The organism is Pseudomonas sp. LBUM1663, from assembly GCF_059695905.1.
Window position 1 is genome coordinate 6,521,445 of record NZ_CP166792.1, and the last position, 25,387, is coordinate 6,546,831.

Here is a 25,387-nt window from a genome sequence, read left to right on the forward strand (position 1 = left end):
CCCGCCCGACAAGCTGACAAGGACGCGTGTTCAATTGAACCAAAACTGGCATGGCACCCTGATCCGCCACATGCTGTTGCTGGTGACCGGGTGTCTGGTGATCGGCCTGATTACCGGCTACTACGGCTGGAGCCTCGCCGCGGGCCTGGGCCTTTACCTGGCCTGGACCCTCAAGCAATTGCTGCGGCTGCACGAATGGCTGCGGCTGCACAAACCCGACGAGGCACCACCCGACGGCTATGGCCTGTGGGGTGAAGTGTTCGACAGCATCTACCACCTGCAACGGCGCGACCAACGCGTGCGCGGACGCCTGCAAGCGGTGATCGATCGTGTCCAGGAATCCACGGCCGCGCTGAAAGACGCCGTCATCATGCTCGACAGCGACGGCAACCTTGAGTGGTGGAACCGCGCCGCCGAAACCCTGCTCGGCCTCAAGACGCCGCAAGATAGCGGCCAGCCGGTCACCAACCTGGTGCGCCATCCCCGCTTCAAGGAATATTTCGAGCAGGACAGCTACGCCGAACCGCTGGAAATCCCTTCGCCGATCAACGATCGCCTGCGCATTCAGCTGTACATCACCCGCTACGGCAACAACGAACACTTGATGCTGGTGCGCGACGTGACACGCATCCATCAGCTGGAACAGATGCGCAAAGACTTCATCGCCAACGTCTCCCATGAACTGCGCACACCGCTGACGGTCATCTGCGGCTACCTGGAAACCCTGCTCGACAACGTCGAGGAAGTGAACCCGCGCTGGACCCGTGCCTTGCAGCAAATGCAGCAGCAAGGCGGGCGCATGCAGACCTTGCTCAACGACTTGCTGCTGCTGGCCAAACTGGAAGCCACCGATTACCCCTCAGACAACCAGCCCGTGGCCATCGACGGCTTGCTGCAATCGATCACGAGCGACGCTCAGCAGTTGTCCGGCCAGAAAAACCAGCGCATCACCCTGGAAGCCGATCCGACGATTCTGCTCAAGGGCAGCGAAGCCGAGTTACGCAGCGCGTTTTCCAACCTGGTGTTCAACGCGGTGAAATACACCCCGGCCGAAGGCAATATCCGCATTCGCTGGTGGGGCGATGAGCAAGGCGCACACCTGAGCGTGCAGGATTCCGGGATCGGCATCGACAGCAAACACCTGCCGCGCCTGACTGAACGTTTCTACCGCGTCGACTCAAGCCGCAACTCCAACACCGGCGGCACCGGCCTCGGCCTGGCGATCGTCAAACACGTGCTGCTGCGCCACCGCGCGCGGATGGAAATCAGCAGTGTGCCGGGCCACGGCAGCACCTTTACCTGCCATTTTGCGCCCGCCCAAGTGACGAAAACGCGCGTCATCAGCACCGCCGACTGATACCGGCCAGCACTCGCTACTAGGCAATCGCCCGGTCAGCCGCTACATTGGCTGACTTGTGCCTGCCCTTCAGGCACCGCATTGACCCCCTATTCGAATACACGGAACCCGCAAAACTCCATCATGGACCCTTCCCCTGGCTTGACCCTCGCGACACTCTTCGCCGATTTCGGCATGATTCTTTTTGCTCTGATCCTGGTTTTGCTCAACGGCTTTTTCGTTGCGGCGGAATTCGCCATGGTCAAATTGCGCTCGACCCGGGTCGAGGCCATCGCTGAAAAAAACGGCTGGCGCGGACACATCCTGCGCACCGTTCACAGTCAGCTCGATGCCTACCTGTCGGCGTGCCAACTGGGTATCACCCTCGCCTCCCTCGGCCTCGGCTGGGTCGGTGAGCCGGCGTTTGCGCACATCCTCGAACCGATGCTTGAAGCAGTCGGCGTGCAGTCGGCCGAAGTGATCAAGGGCGTATCGTTCTTCGCTGCGTTCTTCGTGATTTCGTACCTGCACATCGTGGTCGGTGAACTGGCGCCCAAGTCGTGGGCGATCCGCAAACCCGAGCTGCTGTCGCTCTGGACTGCCGTGCCGCTGTACCTGTTCTACTGGGCCATGTACCCGGCGATTTACCTGCTCAACGCCAGTGCCAACTTCATCCTGCGCATCGCCGGCCAGGGCGAACCCGGCCCGCATCACGAGCACCATTACAGCCGTGAAGAACTGAAACTGATCCTGCACTCCAGCCGTGGCCAGGACCCGAGCGACCAAGGCATGCGTGTATTGGCTTCCGCCGTGGAAATGGGCGAGCTGGAAGTGGTCGACTGGGCCAACTCCCGGGAAGACCTGGTGACGCTGGAGTTCAACGCGCCGCTCAAGGAAATCCTGGCGATGTTCCGTCGCCACAAGTTCAGCCGTTATCCGGTCTACGACAGTGAGAGCCAGGAGTTCGTCGGCCTGCTGCACATCAAGGACTTGCTGCTGGAACTGGCGGCCCTGGACCACATTCCCGAGTCATTCAACCTCGCCGAACTGACCCGGCCGCTGGAGCGCGTGTCGCGGCATATGCCGCTGTCGCAGTTGCTGGAGCAGTTCCGCAAGGGTGGCTCGCACTTCGCCCTGGTCGAAGAAGCCGATGGCAACATCATCGGCTACCTGACCATGGAAGACGTGCTTGAGGTGCTGGTCGGCGACATTCAGGACGAACACCGCAAGGCTGAGCGCGGCATCCTCGCTTACCAGCCAGGCAAGCTGTTGGTGCGCGGTGATACGCCGCTGTTCAAGGTCGAACGCCTGCTGGGCATCGACCTGGACCACATCGAAGCCGAAACCCTCGCCGGGCTGATCTACGAAACCCTGAAGCGGGTGCCGGAAGAGGAAGAAGTGCTGGAAGTCGAAGGCTTGCGGATCATCATCAAGAAGATGAAAGGGCCGAAGATCATTCTGGCCAAGGTGTTGATGCTGGATTAACCGCGATCCCTGTGGCGAGGGAGCTTGCTCCTGCTGGGTCGCGAAGCGGCCCCAAATCCTGCAACCGCAATCTTCCAGGCACACCGCATTCACCGGTTCACGACTGCTGCGCAGCCGGACGGGACGGTGCGACGATTCGACAAGCTCCCTCGCCACACTAATCGCGCTGATCCGGCTATTGCTTGCCGAGCGCAAAGTTCGGCAGGCTGCCCACCGGTTGATTGAACTGATACGGAATCGACACCAGGCCCAACCCCGTATTGCGCTGCACCACGAAGTGCAAATGCGGCCCGCTGCTGTTGCCGGTATTGCCCGACAGGGCCAGCGCACTGCCCACCGCTACCCGTTGCCCCTCGCGAACGCCCACCGAACCTTGCTTGAGGTGCAGGTACACGCCCATCGTCCCGTCATCGTGAAGCACTCGAACAAAATTGCCTGAAGGATCGGTGCCGCGTCCGGTCTGAGCGTTCTCGGTTTTCACCACCACCCCGCCACGCGCCGCGATGATCGGCGTACCTTCGGGCATGGCAATGTCCATGGCGTAGCGGTTCTTGGCGCCGAAATGGCTGTATTGGCCGTTGGCGCCCTGGCTTAAGCGAAACGGCCCGCCACGCCAGGGCAGCGGATACCGATAGGCCATGGCAGCCCCTGAAGGGTCGCCCAGGGAATATTCGAACCTTGGCGTGTACGCCAGCGGCCTTCCGGCCTTCGTCGCCGTGAGCAGCGCCAGACGGATGTTGCTGCGGGCCGGCATGACCCGGCGGATGGGTCGGCTCGGTGCGCCGCTGACATTGCTCAGACCGGCAAAGCTCAACTCGATCTCGACCGGCGCATACAGGTCGTTGCGCACGTACACGTTGTCCACGCCCTTCTGCTTCTTGATCTCCAGGTACACCTGGCGCTCAAGGTGCTCGACCATGCGATCACGAAAAACGAACACCTGGGAGCCTTTCGTGGGGCGGTCGCTGTACGAGACCACGCCATTGGCGTCTTTGGACTTGTAGATCGTCATGGCCACAGCCGAGGTGGAGGCCATGAAAAGACCACAGAAAAACAGCAGGCGCGCGAGCATGGGCAAGAGTCTGTCGAGTAAGGCCTGGGAAGGAGCCTAGCAGCTGCAATGGACCCGGGTAGTCGGCAGATGTTTCAAAATGGGCAGCGAAGGGGATGTGCGGTGAATTTGATGGCCCTTCGCGGGCAAGCCTCGCTCCTACAGGTCGGTGTGATCTATAAGAGCGAGGCTTGCCCGCGAACACGGACTCTCAGGCGACGAAGATTACGCGCCAGGTACGAAATGCTTCTGCGCCGTACCCCGGGCGATCAATCGGGAGATGTAGTCGAGCTTCTGCGCATCCTGGTCCACAAAGCGGAAGGTCAGTTGCAGCCAGTCGCTGTCGGGTTTCGGTTCAAACGCGACGATGGCGTGCAGGTAGCCATTGAGGCGGGCGACTTCAGCGTTGTCGCCCTGCTCCAGGTCGAGCACGGCGCTGTCGAGGACTTGCGGCAACGTGTTGGTGCGCTTCACCACCAGCAGCGCTTCCTTGATGCTCAAGGCTTTGATCACGCACTGCTGAATGCCGCTTGGCAAACGCAACTGGCCTTGACCCCGACCGCTGGCAGGAGCGGAAGCAGCGACCGGCGCCTTCACCGGTGGGCTGTTGAGCAAACCACGGGTCGGTGCAGGCGCCGGGGCGGGAGCGACCACGGCGGCCTTGCCGCCGGTCAACGCGCTCAGGGAGTCGTTGCCGAAGGCCGAGTTCATTTTGGTCGGCGCACCGTTCATCAAGGCGTCGAGCTTGCCGACCTTGTTCAGCGCTTGCTTGACCTTGGTCAGCAGTTGTTCGTTGGTGAAGGGCTTGCTGACGTAGCCGGAAACGCCGGCCTGGATCGCCTGGACCACGTTCTCTTTATCGCCACGGCTGGTCACCATCACGAAGGGCATGGTCTTGAGGTTGTCCTGCTCGCGGCACCAGGTCAGCAGTTCCAGCCCAGACATTTCCGGCATTTCCCAGTCGCACAGCACCAGGTCAAACGTTTCCTTGGCCAGCATGGCCTGAGCCTTTTTGCCGTTGATGGCATCTTCGGTCCGGATACCCGGGAAGTAGTTACGCAGGCACTTCTTTACCAGGTCACGAATGAATGCCGCATCGTCCACCACCAACACACTGATCTTGCTCATCCATCACCCCTCGAAAAAATCCCGGCAAGCATACCGCTTTGCTGATGGCACATTGCCAAAAACCTTCAGTCACGCCGGGACTTTTCGTTCGCGGGTGCTGCTTTTGAAATCGAAAACCACACAAAAAAACGCCCGGCCAAAGGACCGGGCGTTTTTCTTGGGCAGTCTTACTTATCGTCAGCTTTGCCCGGAACATTAGCGGTTTCGCCACTTGTGCCTTCAACTTCTTCTTTCATGCGCTTGAGGCCCAGGTGACGCACGTCCGTGCCGCGCACCAGATAAATCACCAGCTCCGAGATATTGCGCGCGTGGTCGCCGATGCGCTCCAGCGAACGCAGTACCCAGATAATGCTCAAGACCCGCGAGATAGAGCGCGGGTCTTCCATCATGTAGGTCGCCAGCTCACGCAGTGCGGTCTTGTATTCGCGGTCGATGATCTTGTCGTACTGGGCCACCGACAACGCCAGGTCGGCGTCGAAACGGGCAAAGGCGTCCAACGCGTCACGCACCATGTTGCGCACCTGGTCGCCGATATGGCGAACCTCGACGTAGCCGCGCGGGGCCTCGCCTTCTTCGCACAACTGAATGGCGCGGCGGGCGATCTTGGTCGCTTCGTCACCGATGCGCTCCAGGTCGATCACCGACTTGGAGATGCTAATGATCAGACGCAAGTCAGACGCGGCCGGCTGACGGCGGGCCAGAATGCGCAGGCATTCTTCATCGATGTTGCGTTCCATCTGGTTGATCTGGTCGTCGATCTCACGAACCTGCTGGGCCAGGCCGGAGTCGGCCTCGATCAGCGCGGTCACCGCGTCGTTGACCTGCTTTTCCACCAGCCCGCCCATGGCCAAGAGGTGGCTGCGCACTTCCTCGAGCTCGGCGTTGAACTGCGCGGAGATGTGATGGGTAAGGCCTTCTTTGCTAATCATGTTGGCGTCCTTGGAGCGTCCGGTTAGGTGCGGTGGACCGCAGCGTCAATTCAGTGAGCAACAACAGCTTCCTAGCCGTAGCGACCAGTGATGTAGTCTTCGGTCTGCTTCTTCGCCGGATTGGTGAACAGCGTATCGGTGTCGCCGAATTCCACCAGTTTGCCCATGTACATGAACGCCGTGTAGTCGGAAACCCGCGCGGCCTGTTGCATGTTGTGGGTCACGATGACGATGGTGAACTTCGATTTCAGTTCGTAGATCAGTTCTTCGACTTTCAACGTTGAGATCGGGTCGAGTGCCGAGCACGGTTCGTCGAGCAGCAGCACTTCCGGCTCCACGGCGATGGTGCGCGCGATCACCAGACGTTGTTGCTGACCACCGGACAGGCCGAGTGCCGACTCATGCAGACGGTCTTTGACTTCGTCCCACAGCGCCGCGCCTTTCAACGCCCACTCGACCGCTTCGTCGAGGATGCGCTTTTTGTTGATGCCCTGGATGCGCAGGCCGTAGACCACGTTTTCGTAGATGGTTTTCGGGAACGGGTTCGGCTTCTGGAACACCATGCCGACGCGACGACGCAGTTCGGCCACGTCTTCGCCCTTACGGTAGATGTTGTTGCCGTAGAGGTTGATTTCACCTTCTACGCGGCAACCGTCGACCAGATCGTTCATGCGATTGAAGGTGCGCAGCAGCGTGGACTTGCCGCAGCCGGACGGGCCGATGAAGGCGGTCACGCGCTGTTTCGGGATGTTCAGGCTGACGTCGTACAGCGCTTGTTTGTCGCCGTAGAACAGGTTCAGGCCCGGCACTTCGATGGCAACGGTTTCCTGCTCAAGACTCAGGCTCTGTTTGTCGCGGCCCAGGGCAGACATGTTGATGCCGTGGGTATGTGCTTCGTGCTGCATGGGAGGCTCCCTGTGCTAACAAATTCGGTTCGAGGCCGCAGGCCAGGCCCGCGGTTACGCAATTCGTTGTAGGAGCCGGCTTGCTGGCGATGCAGACAACTCGGTCCCGCAGGCTCACCGCGGTGATGCCTTCGCCAGCAAGCCGGCTCCTACAGTTCGGTGTTGATTAGCTATCCAGCGCTTTGTATTTTTCGCGCAGATGGTTTCGGATATAGACGGCCGACAGGTTCAACGTGGCGATCACCAGCACCAGCAGCAGCGCCGTGGCGTACACCAACGGTCGTGCGGCTTCGACGTTCGGGCTCTGGAAGCCGACGTCATAGATGTGGAAGCCCAAGTGCATGATCTTCTGGTCCAGGTGGAGGTACGGGTAGTTGCCGTCCAGTGGCAGCGACGGCGCCAGTTTCACCACACCCACCAGCATCAGCGGCGCCACTTCACCGGCGGCGCGCGCGACGGCGAGGATCATGCCGGTCATCATTGCCGGGCTGGCCATCGGCAGCACGATCTTCCACAAGGTTTCAGCCTTGGTCGCGCCGAGGGCCAACGAGCCTTCACGCACGGTGCGAGGAATTCGCGCCAGGCCTTCTTCCGTGGCCACGATCACCACCGGCACCGCCAGCAGCGCCAGGGTCAGTGACGCCCAGAGCAGACCCGGCGTACCAAAGGTCGGTGCCGGCAACGCTTCAGGGAAGAACAACCGGTCAACCGAGCCGCCGAGCACATAGACGAAGAAGCCCAGGCCGAACACGCCGTAAACGATGGCCGGAACGCCTGCCAGGTTGTTCACGGCGATACGGATAATCCGGGTCAACGCGTTCTGCTTGGCGTATTCACGTAGGTAAACCGCCGCCAGCACGCCGAACGGCGTCACAATCATCGCCATGATCAACGTCATCATGACGGTGCCGAAAATGGCCGGGAAGATCCCGCCCTCGGTGTTCGCTTCACGCGGGTCATCACTGAGGAATTCCCAGACCTTGCTGACGTAGAAGCCGATCTTGGTGAAGGTGCTCATGGCATTCGGCTGATAAGCGTGGACCACTTTGCCGATGCCGATCTCAATCTCTTTGCCGTTCGCATCGCGGGCCGTCAGGCTGTCGCGATTGAACTGGGCGTGCAGGTCGTTCAGGCGGGCTTCGATGTCCTGATAACGGGCATTGAGCTCGGCGCGCTCGGATTCCATGTCCGCTTGCGCGGCGGCGTCGAGCTGACCGGCCAGTTCCAGTTTGCGACCGTGCAGACGCAGACGTTCCAGACCGGCGTTGATCGCGCCGATGTCGACCTTTTCCAGGGTCTTGAGCTGAGCTGCGAGCTGGTTGACGCGAGCAACACGCGCCTGCAACTCGGGCCATGCGGCTTCGCCTTCAGCGATGACTTTGCCGTCCTGTTTGACGTTGACCAGGTAGCCGTAGAAGTTGCCCCACTCGCGACGCTCGATGGCCATCAGCTCCGGCGGCGTCTTCTGGTTGGTCAGCCACTCGCCGACGATCCAGGTGAAGTCGTTGCCGTTCAGGTCACGGTTGCCGACCTTGATCAGCTCGCGGGTCATGAACTCCGGGCCCTGATCGGGCACCGGCAGGCCAGCGCTTTTCAGACGCTCACGTGGCACTTCTTCCTTCTGTACCACTTCGCCGATGACCAGGTGATTGGCCTGGCCCGGTACGTCGTAGCTGGCGTGAATCAAATCCGCCGGCCAGAAGTGACCCAGACCGCGCACGGCAATCACCGCCAGCAAGCCAATGGTCATGATGACCGCGATGGACACCGCGCCACCGCTGATCCAGACGCCGGGGGCGCCGCTCTTGAACCATCCTTTCAGGGAGTTCTGTTTCACAGACTTCTACCTTTCTTAAAGCGACGAGTATTTCTTGCGCAGGCGCTGACGAATCAGTTCTGCGAGGGTGTTCATGACAAAGGTGAACAGCAACAGCACCAGCGCCGAGAGGAACAGCACGCGGTAGTGGCTGCCGCCGACTTCCGATTCAGGCATTTCCACCGCAACGTTGGCCGCCAGGGTGCGCAGGCCTTCGAACAGGTTCATTTCCATGACCGGGGTGTTACCGGTGGCCATCAGCACGATCATCGTTTCACCGACCGCACGGCCCATGCCGATCATCAGCGCCGAGAAGATGCCCGGGCTGGCGGTGAGGATCACCACACGGGTCATGGTCTGCCACGGTGTGGCACCGAGGGCCAGGGAACCGAGGGTCAGGCCGCGAGGCACGCTGAACACGGCGTCTTCAGCGATGGAGTAAATGTTCGGGATGACCGCGAAGCCCATGGCCAGACCAACTACCAGAGCATTGCGCTGGTCGTAGGTGATGCCCAGGTCGTGGGAGATCCACATGCGCATGTCGCCGCCGAAGAACCAGGTTTCCATGTACGGGCTCATGTACAGCGACAACCAGCCCACAAACAGGATCACCGGGATCAGGATCGCGCTTTCCCAGCCGTCCGGCACTTTCAGGCGGATGGACTCAGGCAGGCGGCTGAAGACGAAACCGGCGACCAGGATGCCAACCGGCAAGAGCATCAGCAGGCTGAAGATGCCCGGCAAATGCCCTTCCACATAAGGCGCGAGGAACAGGCCGGCGAAGAAACCGAGGATCACCGTCGGCATCGCTTCCATCAGCTCGATCACCGGCTTGACCTTGCGGCGCAAGCTTGGGGCCATGAAGTACGCGGTGTAGATCGCAGCAGCGACGGCCAGCGGTGCCGCCAACAGCATGGCGTAGAACGCGGCTTTCAGGGTACCGAAGGTCAGCGGCGACAAGCTCATCTTCGGTTCGAAGTCAGTGTTGGCAGCGGTCGATTGCCAGACGTATTTAGGTTCGTCGTAGTTCTCGTACCAGACCTTGCTCCACAACGCGCTCCACGAAACTTCCGGGTGCGGATTGTCCAGCAGCAGCGGCTGCACCTTACCGTTGGCCTCGACGATGATACGGTTGGCACGCGGCGACATGCCGAAAATGCCTTGGCCTTCCACCACCTGATCGACCAGCAACGTGCGGTGAGCGGTACTGTGGAAGACGCCAAGCTTGCCGGATGCGTCGAGGGCTACGAAGCCTTTGCGACGCTCTTCAGCACTGATCTCAACAATCGGTGTAGTGCCCATCTGGAAGGTACGAATCTGCTTCAGACGCAGTTCGCCGTCCGGGTCGCGAGCCATGAACCACTGGGCCAGACCACCTTTGGAGTCACCGAGGATCAGCGAGATACCGCCCACCAACTGGGTGCTGGCGGTAATCTCGGCATCGCCGTTCTCAAGCAGCTTGTAGCGACCGTTGAGGCTCTTGTCGCGCAGGCTGAACACGTCGGCCTGGGCGCGACCGTTGATCACGTACAGCCATTGCTGACGCGGGTCGACAAAGATGTTCTTCACCGGCTCGGTCATCTGCGGCAGATCGATACGCTTCTGCTCGTTGGTGACTTCGCCGGTCATCATGTTTTCTTCGCTGGTCAGCGACAGGACATTGAGTTGCGAACCGGTGGAGCCGACCAGCATCAGGGTCGTATCGGTGGCGTTGAGGCTGACATGCTCCAGCGCACCGCCCGTCTCGTTGAGCGCAATCGGGGTTTCGCCATACGGGTATTCGATGGCTGGCGAGATGGTCTTCTTGCCGTCCGGGTAGCTGACCTTGTACGTGTGGCGAAACACCAGCGCCTGACCGTTGGACAAGCCAACCGCCACCAGCGGATGGCCGGGTTGGTCTTCAGCAATGGACGTGACCGTGGTGCCCGCCGGGATAGGCAGATCGACGCGCTTTAGTTCGGCGCCACTGTCGATATCGAAGAATAGTGCCTGCCCTTTGTCGGAAACCCGCATGGCGACCTGATTCTGTTCTTCCAGGGAGATCATCAGCGGCTTGCCGGCATCTTGCATCCAGGCAGGCGTGATGGCGTCCTTGGCGGTCAGGTCGGCACCCTGGAACAGCGGCGCGACGACGTAGGCGAGGAAGAAAAAGATCAGCGTGATCGCGCCGAGAACGGCGAGGCCGCCCACAAGGACGTACCAGCGGGTCAGGCGATCTTTGAGCGCGCGGATGCGGCGCTTGCGTTGCAGTTCAGGCGTATTGAAATCAATTCGCTTGGGGGGATTAGTAGTCATGGTGGAATTGGCCAGATCATTCATGCGCACACCCTAGCGATCCTGTATGACAGAAAGATGACAATGCAGTGACGCAACAAATCCGCCGCCAGCGGGAACTGGCAGTGGACCGGAAATTTGGGGGCCGGCGTACCGGCATTTGTGGGAGCGAAGCTTGCTCGCGAAGGCGTCATTACATTCAACGTCAACGCTGACTGAACCACCGCGGTCGCGGGAAAGCCTCCCTCCTACAGGTCCGGGTTTACCCCGAACCTAGGGTGTTACTTCTTTACGACTTCAGCGCCGCCTTCCTGCAGACCCAGGTCAGCCAGTGCTTTGGCTGCAACTTTGGCTGGCAGTGGGATGTAACCGTCTTTCACTACAACTTCCTGGCCCTGTTTGGACAGAACCAGTTTCACGAACTCGGCTTCCAGCGGGGCCAGAGGCTTGTTCGGGGCTTTGTTGACGTAAACGTAGAGGAAACGCGACAGCGGGTATTTGCCGTTCAGTGCGTTTTCTTCGGTGTCTTCGATGAAGTCAGTGCTGCCTTTCTTAGCCAGAGCCACAGTCTTCACGGAAGCGGTTTTGTAGCCGATGCCCGAGTAACCGATGCCGTTCAGCGAGGAGCTGATCGACTGCACGACCGAAGCCGAACCTGGTTGTTCGTTCACGTTTGGCTTGTAGTCGCCTTTGCACAGGGCTTCTTCTTTGAAGTAGCCGTAGGTGCCGGAAACCGAGTTACGGCCGAACAGCTGAACCGGCTTGTTGGCCAGGTCGCCGGTCACACCCAGGTCGCCCCAGGTTTTGACGTCGGTTTTAGCGCCGCACAGACGAGTGGACGAGAAGATCGCGTCGACTTGTTCCATGGTCAGGTGCTGGATCGGGTTGTCTTTGTGAACGAAGACAGCCAGGGCGTCCACGGCAACCGGGATAGCGGTTGGCTTGTAGCCGTACTTCTGCTCGAAGGCAGCCAGTTCGGTGTCCTTCATCTTGCGGCTCATCGGGCCCAGGTTAGAGGTGCCTTCAGTCAGCGCAGGTGGCGCAGTGGCGGAGCCAGCGGCCTGAATCTGGATGTTGACGTTCGGGTATTCTTTTTTGTAGTTCTCAGCCCACAGGGTCATGAGGTTGGCCAGAGTATCGGAGCCGACGCTGGACAGGTTGCCCGACACACCAGTGGTCTTGGTGTAGCTCGGGATCGACGGGTCAACAGCGGCGAACGCGTTGGCAGTCGCAACGCCAGCAGCGACAAAAGTCATTGCCGCCATCAAACGCTTCAGTTTCATGCCTTACTCCTAGCAGATAGGGTGTGTTAAGTCGGGGCCAAGTATCAGCAGGCCGTGTGAACACTCTATGGCTGAAATATGACAATTGGATGAAAGGCCAGCATTCGAGTTTTTACCGGATAATTCATGCACCCCAAATCGCTAGCAGGCTATCTCCCACATTGGAATGCATTTCAATGTGGGAGCTAGCCTGCTAGCGATAGGGCCGGTACAGCTACAGACAGTTTCGGGGATCAGCGTCCCTTTTTCCAAAGGTACGCACCAACCAGAATCCCGACACCACATATGATCGCCACATAGTAGGCCGGCCCCATCGGGCTCTCCTTCAGCAGCAGCGTTACGACCATCGGCGTCAAACCACCAAAAATCGCGTAGGCCAGGTTGTAGGAAAACGACAACCCGCTAAACCGCACCACCGCCGGGAAGGCCTTGACCATCACATACGGCACCGCGCCGATGGTCCCGACCAGCAAGCCGGTCAAGGCGTACATCGGGAACAGCCAGTCCGGGTGATTGAACAGGCTGTGATAGAACGTCCACGAGCTGATCAACAACGCCGCACTGCCGAACACAAACACTCGCCCAGCACCGAAACGGTCAGCCAAGGCACCGGAAACCACACAGCCCACGCTCAGGAACACGATTGCCAGGCTGTTGGCCTGCAACGCGGTGGTTGGCGAGAAGTGGTAGACGGTCTGCAGCACGGTCGGGGTCATCAGAATGACCACGATGATGCCGGCAGACAGTAGCCAGGTCAGCAACATGGAAATCAGAATCGCACCGCGGTGGTCACGCAACACGGCACGCAACGGAACTTCTTCGGCCAGGGCCTTGCGCAGTTGCAGTTCGGCGAACACCGGGGTCTCGTGCAACCAGCGGCGCAGATACACCGAGAACAGGCCAAACACGCCGCCCAGCAGGAACGGGATCCGCCAGGCGTAATCGGATACTTCCAGCGGGGTGTAAATGCTGTTGATCGCGGTGGCGACCAATGAACCCAGGAGGATGCCAGCCGTCAGACCGCTCGTCAGGGTGCCGCAGGCATAACCGATATGACGCGCAGGCACGTGTTCGGAAACGAATACCCACGCGCCCGGCACTTCGCCGCCAATCGCCGCGCCTTGAATCACCCGCATCAGCAGCAGCAGGATCGGCGCCCACATGCCGATCTGCGCATAGGTTGGCAGCAGACCCATGATCAGGGTCGGCACCGCCATCATGAAAATACTCAAGGTAAACATCTTTTTGCGGCCCAACAGGTCGCCGAAATGCGCCATTACAATGCCGCCCAACGGACGAGCAAGGTAGCCGGCGGCGAAGATGCCGAACGTCTGCATCAGGCGCAGCCACTCGGGCATGTCCGCCGGAAAGAACAGTTTGCCCACCACCGTGGCGAAGAACACGAAGATGATGAAGTCGTAAAACTCCAGCGCGCCGCCCAGAGCAGACAGCGATAAAGTCTTGTAGTCGTTGCGGGTCAACGGGCGTGCGGGCTGAGTCGGCTGCGCGATGCTAGAGGGCGCTGTGGTCATGGCAAGGGCTTCTCTTATAGTCGGATCTGCAACCCCAACAACGCTGGCGAGGGCTTGGGCAGGTCCGGCACGATAGCAAATTGTTCGAAAAAGCACATAGAGGTGCGTATTTGACGGTCAAAATGAGAACCGGACGGTCGTCTCGGAGTCTACCGATCGATATACTCGCTGCGTTGCAGCTTTGTAAGGGGTTGCTGTGCGAAAACGCGCTGGATGACTGGCAAGGTCATTGCGTGGCTCAGTCGCTTTCGCAGAGTTTCCCCTTTAGGCGCTTTTCGAAAAACGTGACGAACGTAGTATGTTCGGGCTGAATCGTTTTTCCTTGAGACGGCTATTCACCTGAAGTACCAATGAAGAGTCACGGGTCAGAGGCCCCCCCGGCATGATAGAGCTCGAACAAGAAGATCCAATTCCGCAAGGCGATCTGGCCCTGCAAATCACCGCGCTTCCGCGTGAAACCAACGGCTTCGGCGATATTTTCGGCGGCTGGCTGGTGGCTCAGATGGATTTGGCCGGCACCGCAATGGCCAGTAAAGTCGCTGGCGGACGCGTGGCGACCGTGGCGATTGATCGCATGGCGTTCCTGGTCCCGGTGGCGGTGGGCGCTCAGCTTTCCTTCTATACCCAGGCGCTGGAAATCGGCCGCAGCTCGATTCAGATGATGGTCGAAGTCTGGAGTGACGATCCGCTGTCCAGCGAGTGGCGTAAAGTGACTGAAGCCGTGTTTGTGTTTGTCGCGATCGATGGCAGCGGCCGTACTCGTTCGGTTCCGCCTCGCGCGCGTTAAACACTGCGACCTTTCTGCGGTCCATTGCAGTCATTGTTCCTGATCGAGAGTTGCCCCATGAGCACGCCCAACGTTGAAGCCGTGAAACTGGATGAACTGAACTGCTGGCGCATCCGCCACGGTCAGGCCGAATTGCTGGTCGCCCAGCAAGGCGCGCACATCCTCAGTTATCAATTGGCCGGCCAACCGCCGCTGATCTGGCTCAACGACGAGGCCGTGTTCAAGACCGGCAAGAGCATCCGCGCTGGCGTGCCGGTGTGCTGGCCGTGGTTCGGCAATTTCCCGCGCAACCCGCAAAGCGTCCAGGCGATGCGCGTCAGCAACGAACCGCCGACCGCCCACGGTTTCGTCCGGGCGATGGATTGGGAATTGGGCGGCATAGAAGCCGAGGGCGAGAGCCTGAAGGTGGAATTCGTCCTGCCCTACCCCGAAGGCGGTTTTCCGGGCTGGCCGCATCAGGTGGATCTGAAGTTGAGCATCCGTCTGGATGAGCAACTGCACATCAGCTTGACCAGCCACAATCAGGGCTCCGATACCGTCACCATCAGCCAGGCGCTGCACAGTTACTTCGCGGTCAGTGATGTGCGCAATGTGCACGTTGAGGGGTTGGATGGCTTGAGCTACATCGAGACGCTGGATGACTGGAAAACCGTCACTCAGAGCGGCGATTTGCGTTTCACTGGCGAAACCGACCGCATCTACCTCAATGCCCCGGCGAAGCTGAATATTGTCGACCCGGCCTGGGAACGACGCATCGAGCTGACCAGCAGCGGTTCGCGCACGGCGGTGATCTGGAACCCGTGGATCGAACGCGCAGCGGCGTTCAACGATATGGCCGACGATGGCTGGCAGAAGATGCTGTGCATCGAGACGGCGAATGTGATGGATGATGTGGTGACGCTGAAACCAGGCGCCACCCATACACTCGGCGTCAGCATCGCCAGCAACCCTTTATAAGCAACACCACAAAACCAATGTGGGAGCGAGCCTGCTCGCGATAGGGCCATAACATCCAACATCAATGTTGACTGTTAATCCGCCATCGCGAGCAGGCTCGCTCCTACATTTGATCACTGCCAAATTGACTGGCGCTGTTACAAATCCGACTCCTGCACGACCCGCACCTTCGCCGCATCCAGCGCATACGCCGCGTCAGCCAGATCGTTGTTGACCTTCTCGACCTTTAGCGTGCCCGTCACCCACAGCGGTGTGTAGATATCATCCAGCTTCAAGCCTTTGGGATAACGCACCAGCACCAACTGATTCGGTGGCGGTGGCGGCACGTGGATGCAGGCGCCCGGGTACGGCACAAGGAAGAACAACGTGCTGCGGCCCTTGGCGTCGGACTCCAGCGGCACCGGGTAACCACCGATTCGGATGTTCTTGTCGTTCATCGACGGCACGGTTTTGGTCGAATACATCACCGCCGGCAAGCCCTTGCTCTGCTTCATGCCACCTTTTTCGGTAAAGGTGCCATCACCCTCAGGGGAGTTGTGGTCGATTTCGGGCATGGCTTCGAGTGCTTGCTGGTCCGACTTGGGCATCAGTTCGAGCCAGTCGGTTTCCGGCAGTTCGCCGGCATGGGCCAAACTGCTGCCCAAAAGGAGGAGAGTCAAAAAAAGACGGCGCATGGAGGTGCTCGGTAAGGAAAGGACGGTTTAACGCCGAGCATTCTAGCCCTCCCCGCGCGCGCCGCAGAGAGGACTTTGTCGCTTGAATCAGTTCTTTCTGATCAAGCCGTAGATCACCAGCAACACCACCGCGCCGACCAGCGCACCAATGAAGCCTGCGCCTTCGCCCGCGTGATAGATGCCCAGAGCCTGACCGCCGTAAGTGGCCGCCAGCGAACCGCCGATACCGAGCAGGATGGTCATGATCCAGCCCATGCTGTCATCGCCCGGTTTCAGGAACCGAGCCAGCAGGCCGACGATCAAGCCGATAAAGATGGTTCCAATAATTCCCATGACATTTCCCTCTGATTGAATTGGCGGTGTCCTGTCTCACCAATAATGTTCCTCTTTTGACGAGGGTTTGTTGTCGTCAGGAGCGGCAACGCAGCATGACGGCAACAGGCTCCGTTAAAAAGGAACAGTATTGGTGAGACAGGACACCTCGCCAAAGCCTAGACAGACTTTCGCATCCTGCCATGAGAGAACGGCGGCCCCTGAATGGTTCCGCCGCTGCCAAATGAAACTGTTTATTCGGCAATGAGCGCTTCGACCTTGAGGATCTGCTGCTCCAGCGTGGCCTTGTCAGCGCAGCGCAGGTTGGCATGACCGACCTTGCGGCCGACCTTGAACGCCTTGCCATAGTGATGCAGATGGCAATCGGCGATGGCCAGGACCTTCTCGGTCTCCGGCACTTTACCGATGAAGTTGAGCATCGCGCTCTCACCGACCTTGGCCGTCGAACCCAGCGGCAGGCCAGCAACGGCCCGCAGGTGGTTTTCGAACTGGCTGCACTCGGCGCCTTCGGTGGTCCAGTGGCCGGAGTTGTGCACCCTCGGGGCGATTTCGTTGGCCTTGAGGCCACCGTCGACTTCGAAGAACTCGAACGCCATCACGCCGACGTATTCCAGCTGTTTGAGCACACGGCTGGAGTAGTCTTCGGCCAGCGCTTGCAGCGGGTGGTCGGTACTGGCCACGGACAGCTTGAGAATGCCGCTGTCGTGGGTGTTGTGAACCAGCGGATAGAACTTCGTTTCACCATCGCGAGCACGCACGGCGATCAGCGAGACTTCGCCGGTGAACGGCACGAAGCCTTCCAGCAGGCAGGCCACGCTACCCAGTTCGGCGAAGGTGCCGACCACGTCTTCCGGTTTGCGCAGGACCTTCTGGCCCTTGCCGTCGTAACCCAGGGTGCGGGTTTTCAGCACGGCCGGAAGACCGATCGACGCGACAGCGGCGTCCAGGTCGGCTTGCGATTGAATGTCGGCGAACGCCGGGGTTGGAATCCCCAGGTCCTTGAACATGCTCTTCTCGAACCAGCGATCACGGGCGATGCGCAGGGCTTCGGCGCTCGGGTAGACCGGGACGAATTGCGACAGGAAAGCGACGGTTTCGGCCGGGACGCTTTCGAACTCGAAGGTCACCAGATCGACTTCATCAGCCAGCTGACGCAGGTGGTCCTGATCGCCGTAATCGGCCCGCAGGTGTTCGCCCAACGCGGCTGCGCAAGCATCCGGTGCCGGGTCCAGGAAAGCGAAGTTCATGCCCAGCGGAGTGCCCGCCAACGCCAACATGCGACCCAACTGGCCGCCACCGATTACACCGATCTTCATCGTCAACAACCTCAGGCGATGCGTGGGTCTGGATTTTCCAGGACGCTGTCTGTCTGCTCAGCGCGGAATTTTTTCAGCACCGCGTGGAACTGCGGGTGCTTGGCGCCGAGGATACTCGCCGACAGCAAGGCGGCGTTGATCGCGCCGGCCTTGCCGATGGCCAAGGTGGCAACCGGAATGCCCGCTGGCATCTGCACGATCGAGAGCAGCGAATCGACGCCCGAGAGCATCGACGACTGCACCGGAACGCCCAGCACCGGCAGGTGGGTCTTGGCCGCACACATGCCAGGCAAGTGGGCCGCGCCACCGGCACCGGCGATGATCACCTCGATGCCACGCGCCTCGGCCTCTTCGGCGTACTGGAACAGCAGATCCGGGGTGCGGTGGGCAGAGACCACTTTCACCTCGTAAGGAATGCCGAGCTTTTCCAGCATATCGGCGGTGTGGCTAAGGGTGGACCAATCGGACTTGGAGCCCATGATCACGCCAACCAGTGCACTCATCGTCGTGCCTCTTCTCTCTGGGCGCCCGCAGGCGCGTCAAAAACAACAAGCCACGCAGAAATGCGTGGCTTGATTGTACGAAAAATGGCCGGACGAACCGGCCGAAGGCCGCGCAGTATACCTCAATGAAGCAGATAAACAGCCCCCGAAACGACCATCTGTCATACCGCGCAAAGCGCCGGTTTTATTGACTCGGAGGTCAGCCAAAAACAGCGTAAATCTACCCCGATCCTGTAGGAGCCAGGCTTGCCGGCGAAGGCGATCTTACGGACGATTTCGCCGGCAAGCCTGGCTCCTGCAAAACATCATTGACCGGTTGTGCCTTGCGCGGCGCCCCCCTCAAGTTTGCGCCACAACAACCGCACGTTCGCCTTGCGCACCAGCGCGCAGCGATACAGGCGAATCTCCAGCGGCACGTGCCATTGCGGGCCGCCGCAGACCACCAGTTCACCGCGCGCCAGTTCAGCGCGCACGCTGAGTTGCGGTACCCACGCAATGCCCAGGCCTTCCAACGCCATGCTTTTCAGGCTGTCGGCCATGGCGGTCTCATAGATGGTGGTGAAGCGCAGCGCACGCTGGCGCAGCAACATGTTCACCGAACGCCCGAGAAACGCACCGGCGCTGTAAGCGAGCAGCGGCACACTGCCTTCGCCTTCCAGGTCGAACAAAGGTTTGCCTTCCGCATCCGCCGCGCACACCGGGAGCATCTCGGTGTGGCCAAGGTGCAGCGACGGGAAGATTTCCGGGTCCATCTGCAAGGCCGCGTCCGGGTCATAGAACGCCAGCATCAAGTCGCAACCACCTTCGCGCAGCGCATGCACAGCGTCGCCGACGTTGGTCGCCACCAACCGCGTGGCAATGTTCAGGCCTTCATTGCGCAACTGCGCGATCCAGCGCGGAAAGAAACCCAATGCCAATGAGTGAGCGGCAGCCACTTGCATCACTTCGCCCTGCCCGCCTTCCAGGTGATGAAGGTGGCGCAGCACTTCGCCGAGCTGTTCGACCACGGTCCGCGCGGTCACCAAAAACAACTGCCCCGCCGCCGTCAGTTCGACAGGCGTGCGCGAGCGGTTGACCAACGTCAGCCCCAGCGCGGCTTCAAGGCTGCGGATCCGGCGGCTGAACGCGGGTTGAGTCACGAAGCGTCGTTCCGCAGCCTGGGAGAAGCTGCGGGTGGCGGCCAAGGCGCTGAAGTCCTCGAGCCATTTACTTTCCAGATTCATCACGTCCTCCCGGACACGCACCAATTTAGGTCACACGCTCGCCGCCTACGCGGCGTCACATGGGCATTATGCCGAATGTGCATAGGCTAGTGTTTAACAGCATTGGCCGAAAATTCTCTACAAGCCTAGCATTTGCAGTGTTCCGGCACAGACCGGGTCCCTATCGAGATGATTTCTATCATGTCCTCCGCTGCATCTTTCCGCACAGAAAAAGACCTGCTTGGCGTACTCGAAGTACCTGCTCAAGCGTATTACGGCATCCAGACCCTGCGAGCGGTGAACAACTTCCGTCTCTCCGGCGTTCCGATTTCGCATTACCCGAAGCTGGTTGTCGGTCTGGCGATGGTCAAGCAGGCCGCCGCTGACGCCAACCGCGAGCTGGGTCACCTGAGCGAAGCCAAGCACGCTGCCATCAGCGAAGCCTGTGCACGTTTGATCCGCGGCGATTTCCACGAAGAGTTCGTGGTGGACATGATTCAAGGCGGCGCTGGCACTTCGACCAACATGAATGCCAACGAAGTCATCGCCAACATCGCGCTGGAGGCCATGGGTCACCAGAAGGGCGAATACCAATACCTGCACCCGAACAACGACGTGAACATGGCGCAGTCGACCAACGACGCCTACCCGACCGCGATCCGTTTGGGTCTGCTGTTGGGTCATGACGCGTTGCTGGCCAGCCTCGACAGCCTGATCCAGGCGTTCGCTGCCAAGGGTGTTGAGTTCAGCCACGTCCTGAAGATGGGCCGTACCCAGCTGCAAGACGCCGTGCCGATGACCCTCGGCCAGGAATTCCGCGCCTTCGCCACTACGTTGAGCGAAGACCTGGCACGCCTGAAGACTCTCGCACCTGAACTGCTGACCGAAGTGAACCTGGGCGGCACCGCGATCGGTACCGGCATCAACGCCGACCCGCGTTACCAGCACCTGGCCGTTCAGCGCCTGGCCCTGATCAGCGGTCAACCGCTGGTTCCGGCGGCCGACCTGATCGAAGCCACCTCAGACATGGGCGCCTTCGTGCTGTTCTCCGGCATGCTCAAGCGCACCGCGGTCAAGCTCTCGAAGATCTGCAACGACCTGCGCCTGCTGTCCAGCGGCCCACGCACCGGCATCAATGAAATCAACCTGCCGGCGCGTCAGCCAGGCAGTTCGATCATGCCAGGCAAGGTCAACCCGGTGATCCCGGAAGCCGTGAACCAGGTCGCGTTCCAGATCATCGGCAACGACCTGGCCCTGACTATCGCGGCCGAAGGCGGCCAGTTGCAACTGAACGTGATGGAGCCGCTGATCGCCTTCAAGATCTTCGACTCGATCCGCCTGCTGCAACGCGCCATGGACATGCTGCGCGAGCACTGCATCGTCGGCATCACCGCCAACGAAGAGCGCTGCCGCGAACTGGTCGAGCACTCGATCGGTCTGGTCACCGCGCTGAACCCGTACATCGGCTATGAAAACGCCACCCGCATCGCCCGTATCGCCCTCGAAAGCGGCCGCGGCGTGCTGGAGCTGGTGCGCGAAGAAGGCTTGCTCGACGACGAAATGCTCGCCGACATCCTGCGCCCGGAAAACATGATTGCTCCGCGTCTGGTGCCTCTGAAGGCTTAACCGAACGCAGGCTCTTGCTCTTTTAACGAAGAGCACCAAGAGCCACAACGCTCACCAGGTCGAGGGACTAGACACCTCTCACCTTTTGAGGGCTTGGGGATTTATTCCCCAAGCCCTTTTTTTTAACTCATTGGCAGGAAAAAAGACTTTTGTGGAATTGGGGCTCTCGCCCTTCCACACGAGCCTGACTTCAAAAAAGTCAGGTGTTTCAAAGGCTTCGATTCATCGCTTGCACCACAACCGTGCAGACGGACGGCACGCTCATAGGTATAGTGCCGCCCCTCTTCGCGTGAGCGGTCGTCGGTAACGAGGCCCAAACCCATGCGAAACCCGAACTAATAACAAACCTGCGAAATGGGACCGGGACGAATACGCGCCTCATCTGTTGTGCCACGTGCACACCGGTGTAACGCGATGTTTCTGCCTGCCCAACATTTGCCTACACAAAAAACAGCGAGGAATAATCCATGCTCGAAGTCATTAACGACTTCCTCTCAGGGAAAGTACTGATCGTGCTCATTGTCGGGCTCGGTAGCTACTTCACGATCCGCTCGCGTTTCGTTCAATTGCGTCACTTCTTCCACATGTTCGCGGTATTCCGCGACAGCCTGAAAAGCAGCGCCGGCCAACTCAGTTCGTTCCAGGCCTTGATGCTCAGCCTCGCCGGCCGTGTCGGTGCGGGTAACATCGCCGGTGTTGGTATCGCCGTGACCCTGGGTGGTCCGGGTGCGGTGTTCTGGATGTGGGTAACCGCACTGGTCGGCATGTCCAGCAGCTTCTTCGAATGTTCCCTTGGCCAGCTCTACAAGCGCTGCGATTCCGACGGCACGTACCGTGGCGGCCCGTCCTATTACATCCAGCACGGCCTGCAGAAACGCTGGCTGGGCATGATCATGGCGTTCCTGCTGCTGATCACCTTCGGCTTCGCCTTCAACGGTCTGCAATCCCACGCTGTGACCCACTCGCTGAACAACGCGTTCGGCCTCGACACCACCTACACGGGCCTGGCCCTGGCGGTGTTGCTCGGCCTGGTGTTCGTCGGCGGGATCAAGCGCATCGCCAAGGTCGCTGACCTGCTGGTGCCGGTGAAAACCCTGGTGTACATCGGCGTGACCATCTATGTGATCGTGCTGCAATTCGACCACGTTCCGGCGATGCTGATGACCATCGTCAAAAGCGCCTTCGGTCTGGATCAAGCCTTCGGCGGCCTGATCGGCAGCGCCATCGTCATGGGCGTGAAGCGCGGCGTGTTCGCCAACGAAGCAGGCCTTGGCAGTGCGCCAAACGTGGCTGCGGTCGCGTCGGTCGAGCACCCGGTGGCACAAGGTGTGGTTCAGGCGTTCAGCGTGTTCCTCGACACCTTCGTGATCTGCACCTGCACCGCGTTGCTGATCCTGCTCTCGGGCTTCTACACCCCGGGCTTCGAAGGCGACGGCATTGCCCTGACCCAGAACTCGCTGGCTGCCGTAGTCGGTGACTGGGGCCGCAGCTTCATTTCCGTGGCGTTGTCGTTGTTCGTCTTCACTTCGATCCTCTACAACTACTACTTGGGCGAGAGCAACCTGCGCTTCCTGATCGGTGAAAACCGCAAGGCGCTGATCGGTTACCGCGTGCTGGTGCTGGTACTGATCTTCTGGGGTGCAATCGAAAACCTCGGCACGGTGTTCGCCTTCGCCGACATCACCATGACCATGCTCGCGTTCGTGAACCTGATCGCGCTGTTCCTGCTGTTCAAGGTCGGCATGCGCATCCTGCGTGACTACGACGACCAACGCGCCGCCGGGATCAAGACGCCGGTGTTCGACTCGAGCAAGTTCCCGGACCTGGACCTGGACTTGAACGCCTGGCCAGCCAATCCGCCGGCCGCTGCTCCAAAGACAGAAGCCGAGCTGCAAGGCGTACCCGCAGCGCAACGCTGATGGGTAAACGACGGGCGCATCCTCTGCGCCCGTCAGTTAAAGTGCACAACTTGTGGGAGCGAGCCGGCTCGCTCCCACATGTCATCTCTTGCGGAGACTTTCCCATGGTTCCCAACTCCTACCCTGCCGCCCAGCACGTCATGGTGCTCTACACCGGCGGCACCATTGGCATGCAAGCCAGCGCCAATGGCTTGGCCCCGGCGTCCGGTTTTGAAGCGCGGATGCGCGAGTATCTGCACAGCCAGCCTGACCTTGTCGTGCCGCAGTGGCGCTTTCGCGAAATGTCGCCGCTGATCGACAGCGCCAACATGAGCCCGGCGTACTGGCAGCAACTGCGGGAAGCGGTGGTCGACGCCGTGGATGTCCAGGGCTGCGACAGCGTGTTGATCCTGCACGGCACGGACACCCTCGCCTACAGCGCCGCCGCGATGAGTTTTCAATTGCTCGGCCTGAATGCCCGCGTGGTCTTCACCGGCTCGATGCTGCCGGCCGGCGTGACCGACAGCGATGCCTGGGAAAACCTCAGCGGGGCGCTGGTTGCCCTGGGCCTTGGCCTGGCGCCGGGCGTTCATCTGTATTTCCACGGCGAACTGCTGGACCCGACCCGTTGCGCGAAGGTCCGTAGCTTCGGGCGCCATCCGTTCAAGCGGCTGGAGCGTCAGGGCGGTGGTGTGAAGGTCACTTCGCTGCCGGCTCAATTGCATTACAACCAAAGCAAGCAACTGGCGAAAGTCGCGGTGCTGCCATTGTTTCCCGGCATCGGCGCCGAGCAACTGGATGGCGTGCTGAACAGCGGCATTCAAGGCCTGGTGCTGGAGTGCTATGGCAGCGGCACCGGGCCGAGCGACAACCCTGAATTTCTCGCCGCTCTGGAGCGGGCGCGGGACAAAGGTGTGGTTGTTGTCGCCGTCACCCAATGCCATGAAGGTGGCGTTGAGCTGGATGTCTACGAGGCCGGTAGCCGGTTGCGTGGTGTTGGCGTGTTGTCGGGTGGCGGCATGACCCGTGAGGCGGCGTTTGGCAAGTTGCATGGGTTGCTGGGGGCCGGCCTGGACAACGCTGAAGTGCGGCGCCTGGTCGAGCTCGACCTCTGCGGCGAACTCAGCTGACACAAAAACCGCCCTTGTAGGAGCGAGGCTTGCCCGCGAAGGCGTCCTTGAAGACGCCAAAAGCTTCGCGGGCAAGCCTCGCTCCTACAGGTATTTTTTCGCGGCATACAACTTGCTCCATTTCCGGCATCCCAAGGCTGGAAGCGCCCATGCTCCACTCCCACCTCACAACGCTCAATGCGGTTTCGCTGGTGCTCAACACCTTCAAGGCCGAAGGCTTGTCCAGCGACGCGCTGCTGGCGGGAAGTGGCATCAGCGCGGCGGATCTGAGCCGGGCGGACACGCGCATCACCACCAATCAGGAGATGCAGGTCTGCGCCAACGCGGTCGCGCTCAAGCGTGACATCGGCCTGGAACTGGGCCGGCGGATGCACGTTTCGTCTTACGGCATGCTCGGTTATACGCTGCTCACCAGTGCCACCTTCGGTGACGCTTTGCGGTTGGCGATACGTTTTCCGGCGCTGTTGGGAACACTTTTCGCGTTGAGCCTGGAAGAGGACGGCGAGCGCATCTGGTTTGTGGCCGCCGATTACCGGGAGAACCCGGCGCTGGCCGTGTTCAACGCCGAGTTCTGCCTGGTGTCGTTGAAAGTCATCTGCGACGACCTGCTTGGGCACCCGCTGCCATTGCTCGCGGCTCGCCTGGAACATGCCGCACCGGATTATCAGGCAAGCTACGCCGAACACTTCGACTGCCCGCTGCACTTCGACGCGCGAGATAACGCCTTCGCCTTCGACAAGCGCTGGCTCGACCAGCCCTTGCCGCTGGCCGATGTCATCACCCATCAGGCCATGGTCGAGCGCTGTCGCAAGCAGAACACCGAATTCACCGGGCGTCAGGCGTGGCTGGGGCGGATTCGGCAGTTGCTCCGTGCGCAATTGAACGCAGCGCCGGGGCTGGAAGGTTTGGCGTTACAGATGAATTGCTCGGCGCGGACGTTGCGCCGCCATCTCAAGGATCTGGGATGCAGCTATCAGGAGTTGCTCGATGAATTACGCTTCGAGCAGGCCAAGTTGATGCTTTGCGAAGATCAGCTGCCGATCTACCGGATCGCCGAGGCGCTGGGCTTCAGCGAAACCGCGAGTTTCCGCCATGCGTTTGTGCGCTGGAGTGGCGTGGCGCCAAGCCAGTTCCGCCCACACCGATAACCCTTGTGGAAGCGAGCCCTGTGGCGAGGGGATTTATCCCCGTAGGGCTGCGTAGCGGCCCCGGCATTTCAAAG

At 60.3% G+C, this 25,387-nt stretch carries 22 protein-coding genes; 8 read left to right on the forward strand and 14 right to left on the reverse strand.

The window, feature by feature from the left end:
* Positions 1-70 precede the first annotated feature (70 nt).
* Both phoR and ACA075_RS29960 read left to right on the forward strand, forming a co-directional pair.
* Positions 71-1,357, forward strand: coding sequence for a phosphate regulon sensor histidine kinase PhoR (phoR, locus tag ACA075_RS29955; protein ID WP_257605207.1), 1,287 nt, complete (start codon positions 71-73; stop codon positions 1,355-1,357).
* A gap of 123 nt (positions 1,358-1,480) precedes the next feature.
* Positions 1,481-2,821, forward strand: coding sequence for a hemolysin family protein (locus ACA075_RS29960; protein ID WP_219094661.1), 1,341 nt, complete (start codon positions 1,481-1,483; stop codon positions 2,819-2,821).
* Between the two features lie 175 nt (positions 2,822-2,996).
* On the opposite strand, the gene ACA075_RS29965 is transcribed toward ACA075_RS29960, so the two are convergent.
* The 8 genes from ACA075_RS29965 to ACA075_RS30000 form a co-directional block, all read right to left on the reverse strand.
* Entirely contained in the window at positions 2,997-3,893 is an 897-nt protein-coding gene (locus tag ACA075_RS29965) for a peptidoglycan DD-metalloendopeptidase family protein (RefSeq protein ID WP_497296690.1), read from the reverse strand.
* Positions 3,894-4,097: 204 nt separating this feature from the next.
* The gene (locus ACA075_RS29970; RefSeq protein ID WP_497296691.1) at positions 4,098-5,000 is read right to left on the reverse strand and encodes a response regulator; all 903 of its coding nucleotides are present in this window, start codon (positions 4,998-5,000) and stop codon (positions 4,098-4,100) included.
* A 167-nt stretch (positions 5,001-5,167) separates the two neighbouring features.
* Complete coding sequence (gene phoU, locus ACA075_RS29975) at positions 5,168-5,929, reverse strand: phosphate signaling complex protein PhoU (protein WP_008150055.1); 762 nt, start codon at positions 5,927-5,929, stop codon at positions 5,168-5,170.
* Between the two features lie 71 nt (positions 5,930-6,000).
* Entirely contained in the window at positions 6,001-6,834 is an 834-nt protein-coding gene (gene pstB, locus ACA075_RS29980; RefSeq protein WP_497296692.1) for a phosphate ABC transporter ATP-binding protein PstB, read from the reverse strand.
* A 166-nt stretch (positions 6,835-7,000) separates the two neighbouring features.
* Positions 7,001-8,671 (reverse strand): phosphate ABC transporter permease PstA, encoded by a 1,671-nt coding sequence (gene pstA / locus ACA075_RS29985; RefSeq protein WP_497296694.1) that lies wholly within the window; start codon positions 8,669-8,671, stop codon positions 7,001-7,003.
* A 15-nt stretch (positions 8,672-8,686) separates the two neighbouring features.
* Complete coding sequence (locus ACA075_RS29990; protein WP_497296695.1) at positions 8,687-10,969, reverse strand: ABC transporter permease subunit; 2,283 nt, start codon at positions 10,967-10,969, stop codon at positions 8,687-8,689.
* Between the two features lie 236 nt (positions 10,970-11,205).
* On the reverse strand, positions 11,206-12,207 hold the full coding sequence (locus ACA075_RS29995; RefSeq protein WP_497296696.1) for a phosphate ABC transporter substrate-binding protein PstS: 1,002 nt from the start codon (positions 12,205-12,207) through the stop codon (positions 11,206-11,208).
* Between the two features lie 233 nt (positions 12,208-12,440).
* Positions 12,441-13,739 (reverse strand): MFS transporter, encoded by a 1,299-nt coding sequence (locus ACA075_RS30000; RefSeq protein ID WP_497296697.1) that lies wholly within the window; start codon positions 13,737-13,739, stop codon positions 12,441-12,443.
* A 382-nt stretch (positions 13,740-14,121) separates the two neighbouring features.
* Here ACA075_RS30000 and ACA075_RS30005 point away from each other — a divergent pair, with 382 nt between their 5' ends.
* Both ACA075_RS30005 and ACA075_RS30010 read left to right on the forward strand, forming a co-directional pair.
* Positions 14,122-14,526 carry an acyl-CoA thioesterase gene (locus ACA075_RS30005; protein ID WP_007896491.1) on the forward strand — a complete coding sequence of 135 codons (405 nt, stop codon included), beginning with the start codon at positions 14,122-14,124 and terminating at the stop codon, positions 14,524-14,526.
* Between the two features lie 57 nt (positions 14,527-14,583).
* Positions 14,584-15,483 carry a D-hexose-6-phosphate mutarotase gene (locus ACA075_RS30010; protein WP_497296698.1) on the forward strand — a complete coding sequence of 300 codons (900 nt, stop codon included), beginning with the start codon at positions 14,584-14,586 and terminating at the stop codon, positions 15,481-15,483.
* A 137-nt stretch (positions 15,484-15,620) separates the two neighbouring features.
* On the opposite strand, the gene ACA075_RS30015 is transcribed toward ACA075_RS30010, so the two are convergent.
* The 5 genes from ACA075_RS30015 to ACA075_RS30035 form a co-directional block, all read right to left on the reverse strand.
* Positions 15,621-16,157, reverse strand: a complete 537-nt coding sequence (locus ACA075_RS30015) for a DUF3299 domain-containing protein (protein WP_497296699.1) — start codon at positions 16,155-16,157, stop codon at positions 15,621-15,623.
* Positions 16,158-16,244: 87 nt separating this feature from the next.
* On the reverse strand, positions 16,245-16,490 hold the full coding sequence (locus ACA075_RS30020) for a GlsB/YeaQ/YmgE family stress response membrane protein (RefSeq protein ID WP_010465333.1): 246 nt from the start codon (positions 16,488-16,490) through the stop codon (positions 16,245-16,247).
* 233 nt (positions 16,491-16,723) lie between these two features.
* On the reverse strand, positions 16,724-17,806 hold the full coding sequence (locus ACA075_RS30025) for a 5-(carboxyamino)imidazole ribonucleotide synthase (RefSeq protein WP_497296700.1): 1,083 nt from the start codon (positions 17,804-17,806) through the stop codon (positions 16,724-16,726).
* Between the two features lie 11 nt (positions 17,807-17,817).
* Positions 17,818-18,309 (reverse strand): 5-(carboxyamino)imidazole ribonucleotide mutase, encoded by a 492-nt coding sequence (gene purE, locus ACA075_RS30030; RefSeq protein WP_008150032.1) that lies wholly within the window; start codon positions 18,307-18,309, stop codon positions 17,818-17,820.
* A gap of 305 nt (positions 18,310-18,614) precedes the next feature.
* Positions 18,615-19,532 carry a LysR substrate-binding domain-containing protein gene (locus ACA075_RS30035; RefSeq protein ID WP_497296701.1) on the reverse strand — a complete coding sequence of 306 codons (918 nt, stop codon included), beginning with the start codon at positions 19,530-19,532 and terminating at the stop codon, positions 18,615-18,617.
* A gap of 180 nt (positions 19,533-19,712) precedes the next feature.
* Here ACA075_RS30035 and aspA point away from each other — a divergent pair, with 180 nt between their 5' ends.
* The 3 genes from aspA (at position 19,713) to ACA075_RS30050 (ending at position 24,165) form a co-directional block, all read left to right on the forward strand.
* A complete protein-coding gene (gene aspA, locus ACA075_RS30040) occupies positions 19,713-21,137 on the forward strand; it encodes an aspartate ammonia-lyase (RefSeq protein WP_010465341.1) in 1,425 nt (474 codons plus the stop codon).
* 467 nt (positions 21,138-21,604) lie between these two features.
* On the forward strand, positions 21,605-23,056 hold the full coding sequence (locus ACA075_RS30045; protein ID WP_497296702.1) for an alanine/glycine:cation symporter family protein: 1,452 nt from the start codon (positions 21,605-21,607) through the stop codon (positions 23,054-23,056).
* A 104-nt stretch (positions 23,057-23,160) separates the two neighbouring features.
* Positions 23,161-24,165 carry an asparaginase gene (locus ACA075_RS30050; RefSeq protein WP_497296703.1) on the forward strand — a complete coding sequence of 335 codons (1,005 nt, stop codon included), beginning with the start codon at positions 23,161-23,163 and terminating at the stop codon, positions 24,163-24,165.
* On the opposite strand, the gene ACA075_RS30055 is transcribed toward ACA075_RS30050, so the two are convergent.
* Positions 24,158-24,316, reverse strand: coding sequence for a hypothetical protein (locus tag ACA075_RS30055; RefSeq protein ID WP_497296704.1), 159 nt, complete (start codon positions 24,314-24,316; stop codon positions 24,158-24,160). The genes ACA075_RS30050 and ACA075_RS30055 overlap by 8 nt on opposite strands.
* On the opposite strand from ACA075_RS30055, the gene ACA075_RS30060 reads away from it, so the two are divergent.
* A complete protein-coding gene (locus tag ACA075_RS30060; protein ID WP_497296705.1) occupies positions 24,315-25,313 on the forward strand; it encodes an AraC family transcriptional regulator in 999 nt (332 codons plus the stop codon). The genes ACA075_RS30055 and ACA075_RS30060 overlap by 2 nt on opposite strands.
* Positions 25,314-25,387 lie beyond the last annotated feature (74 nt).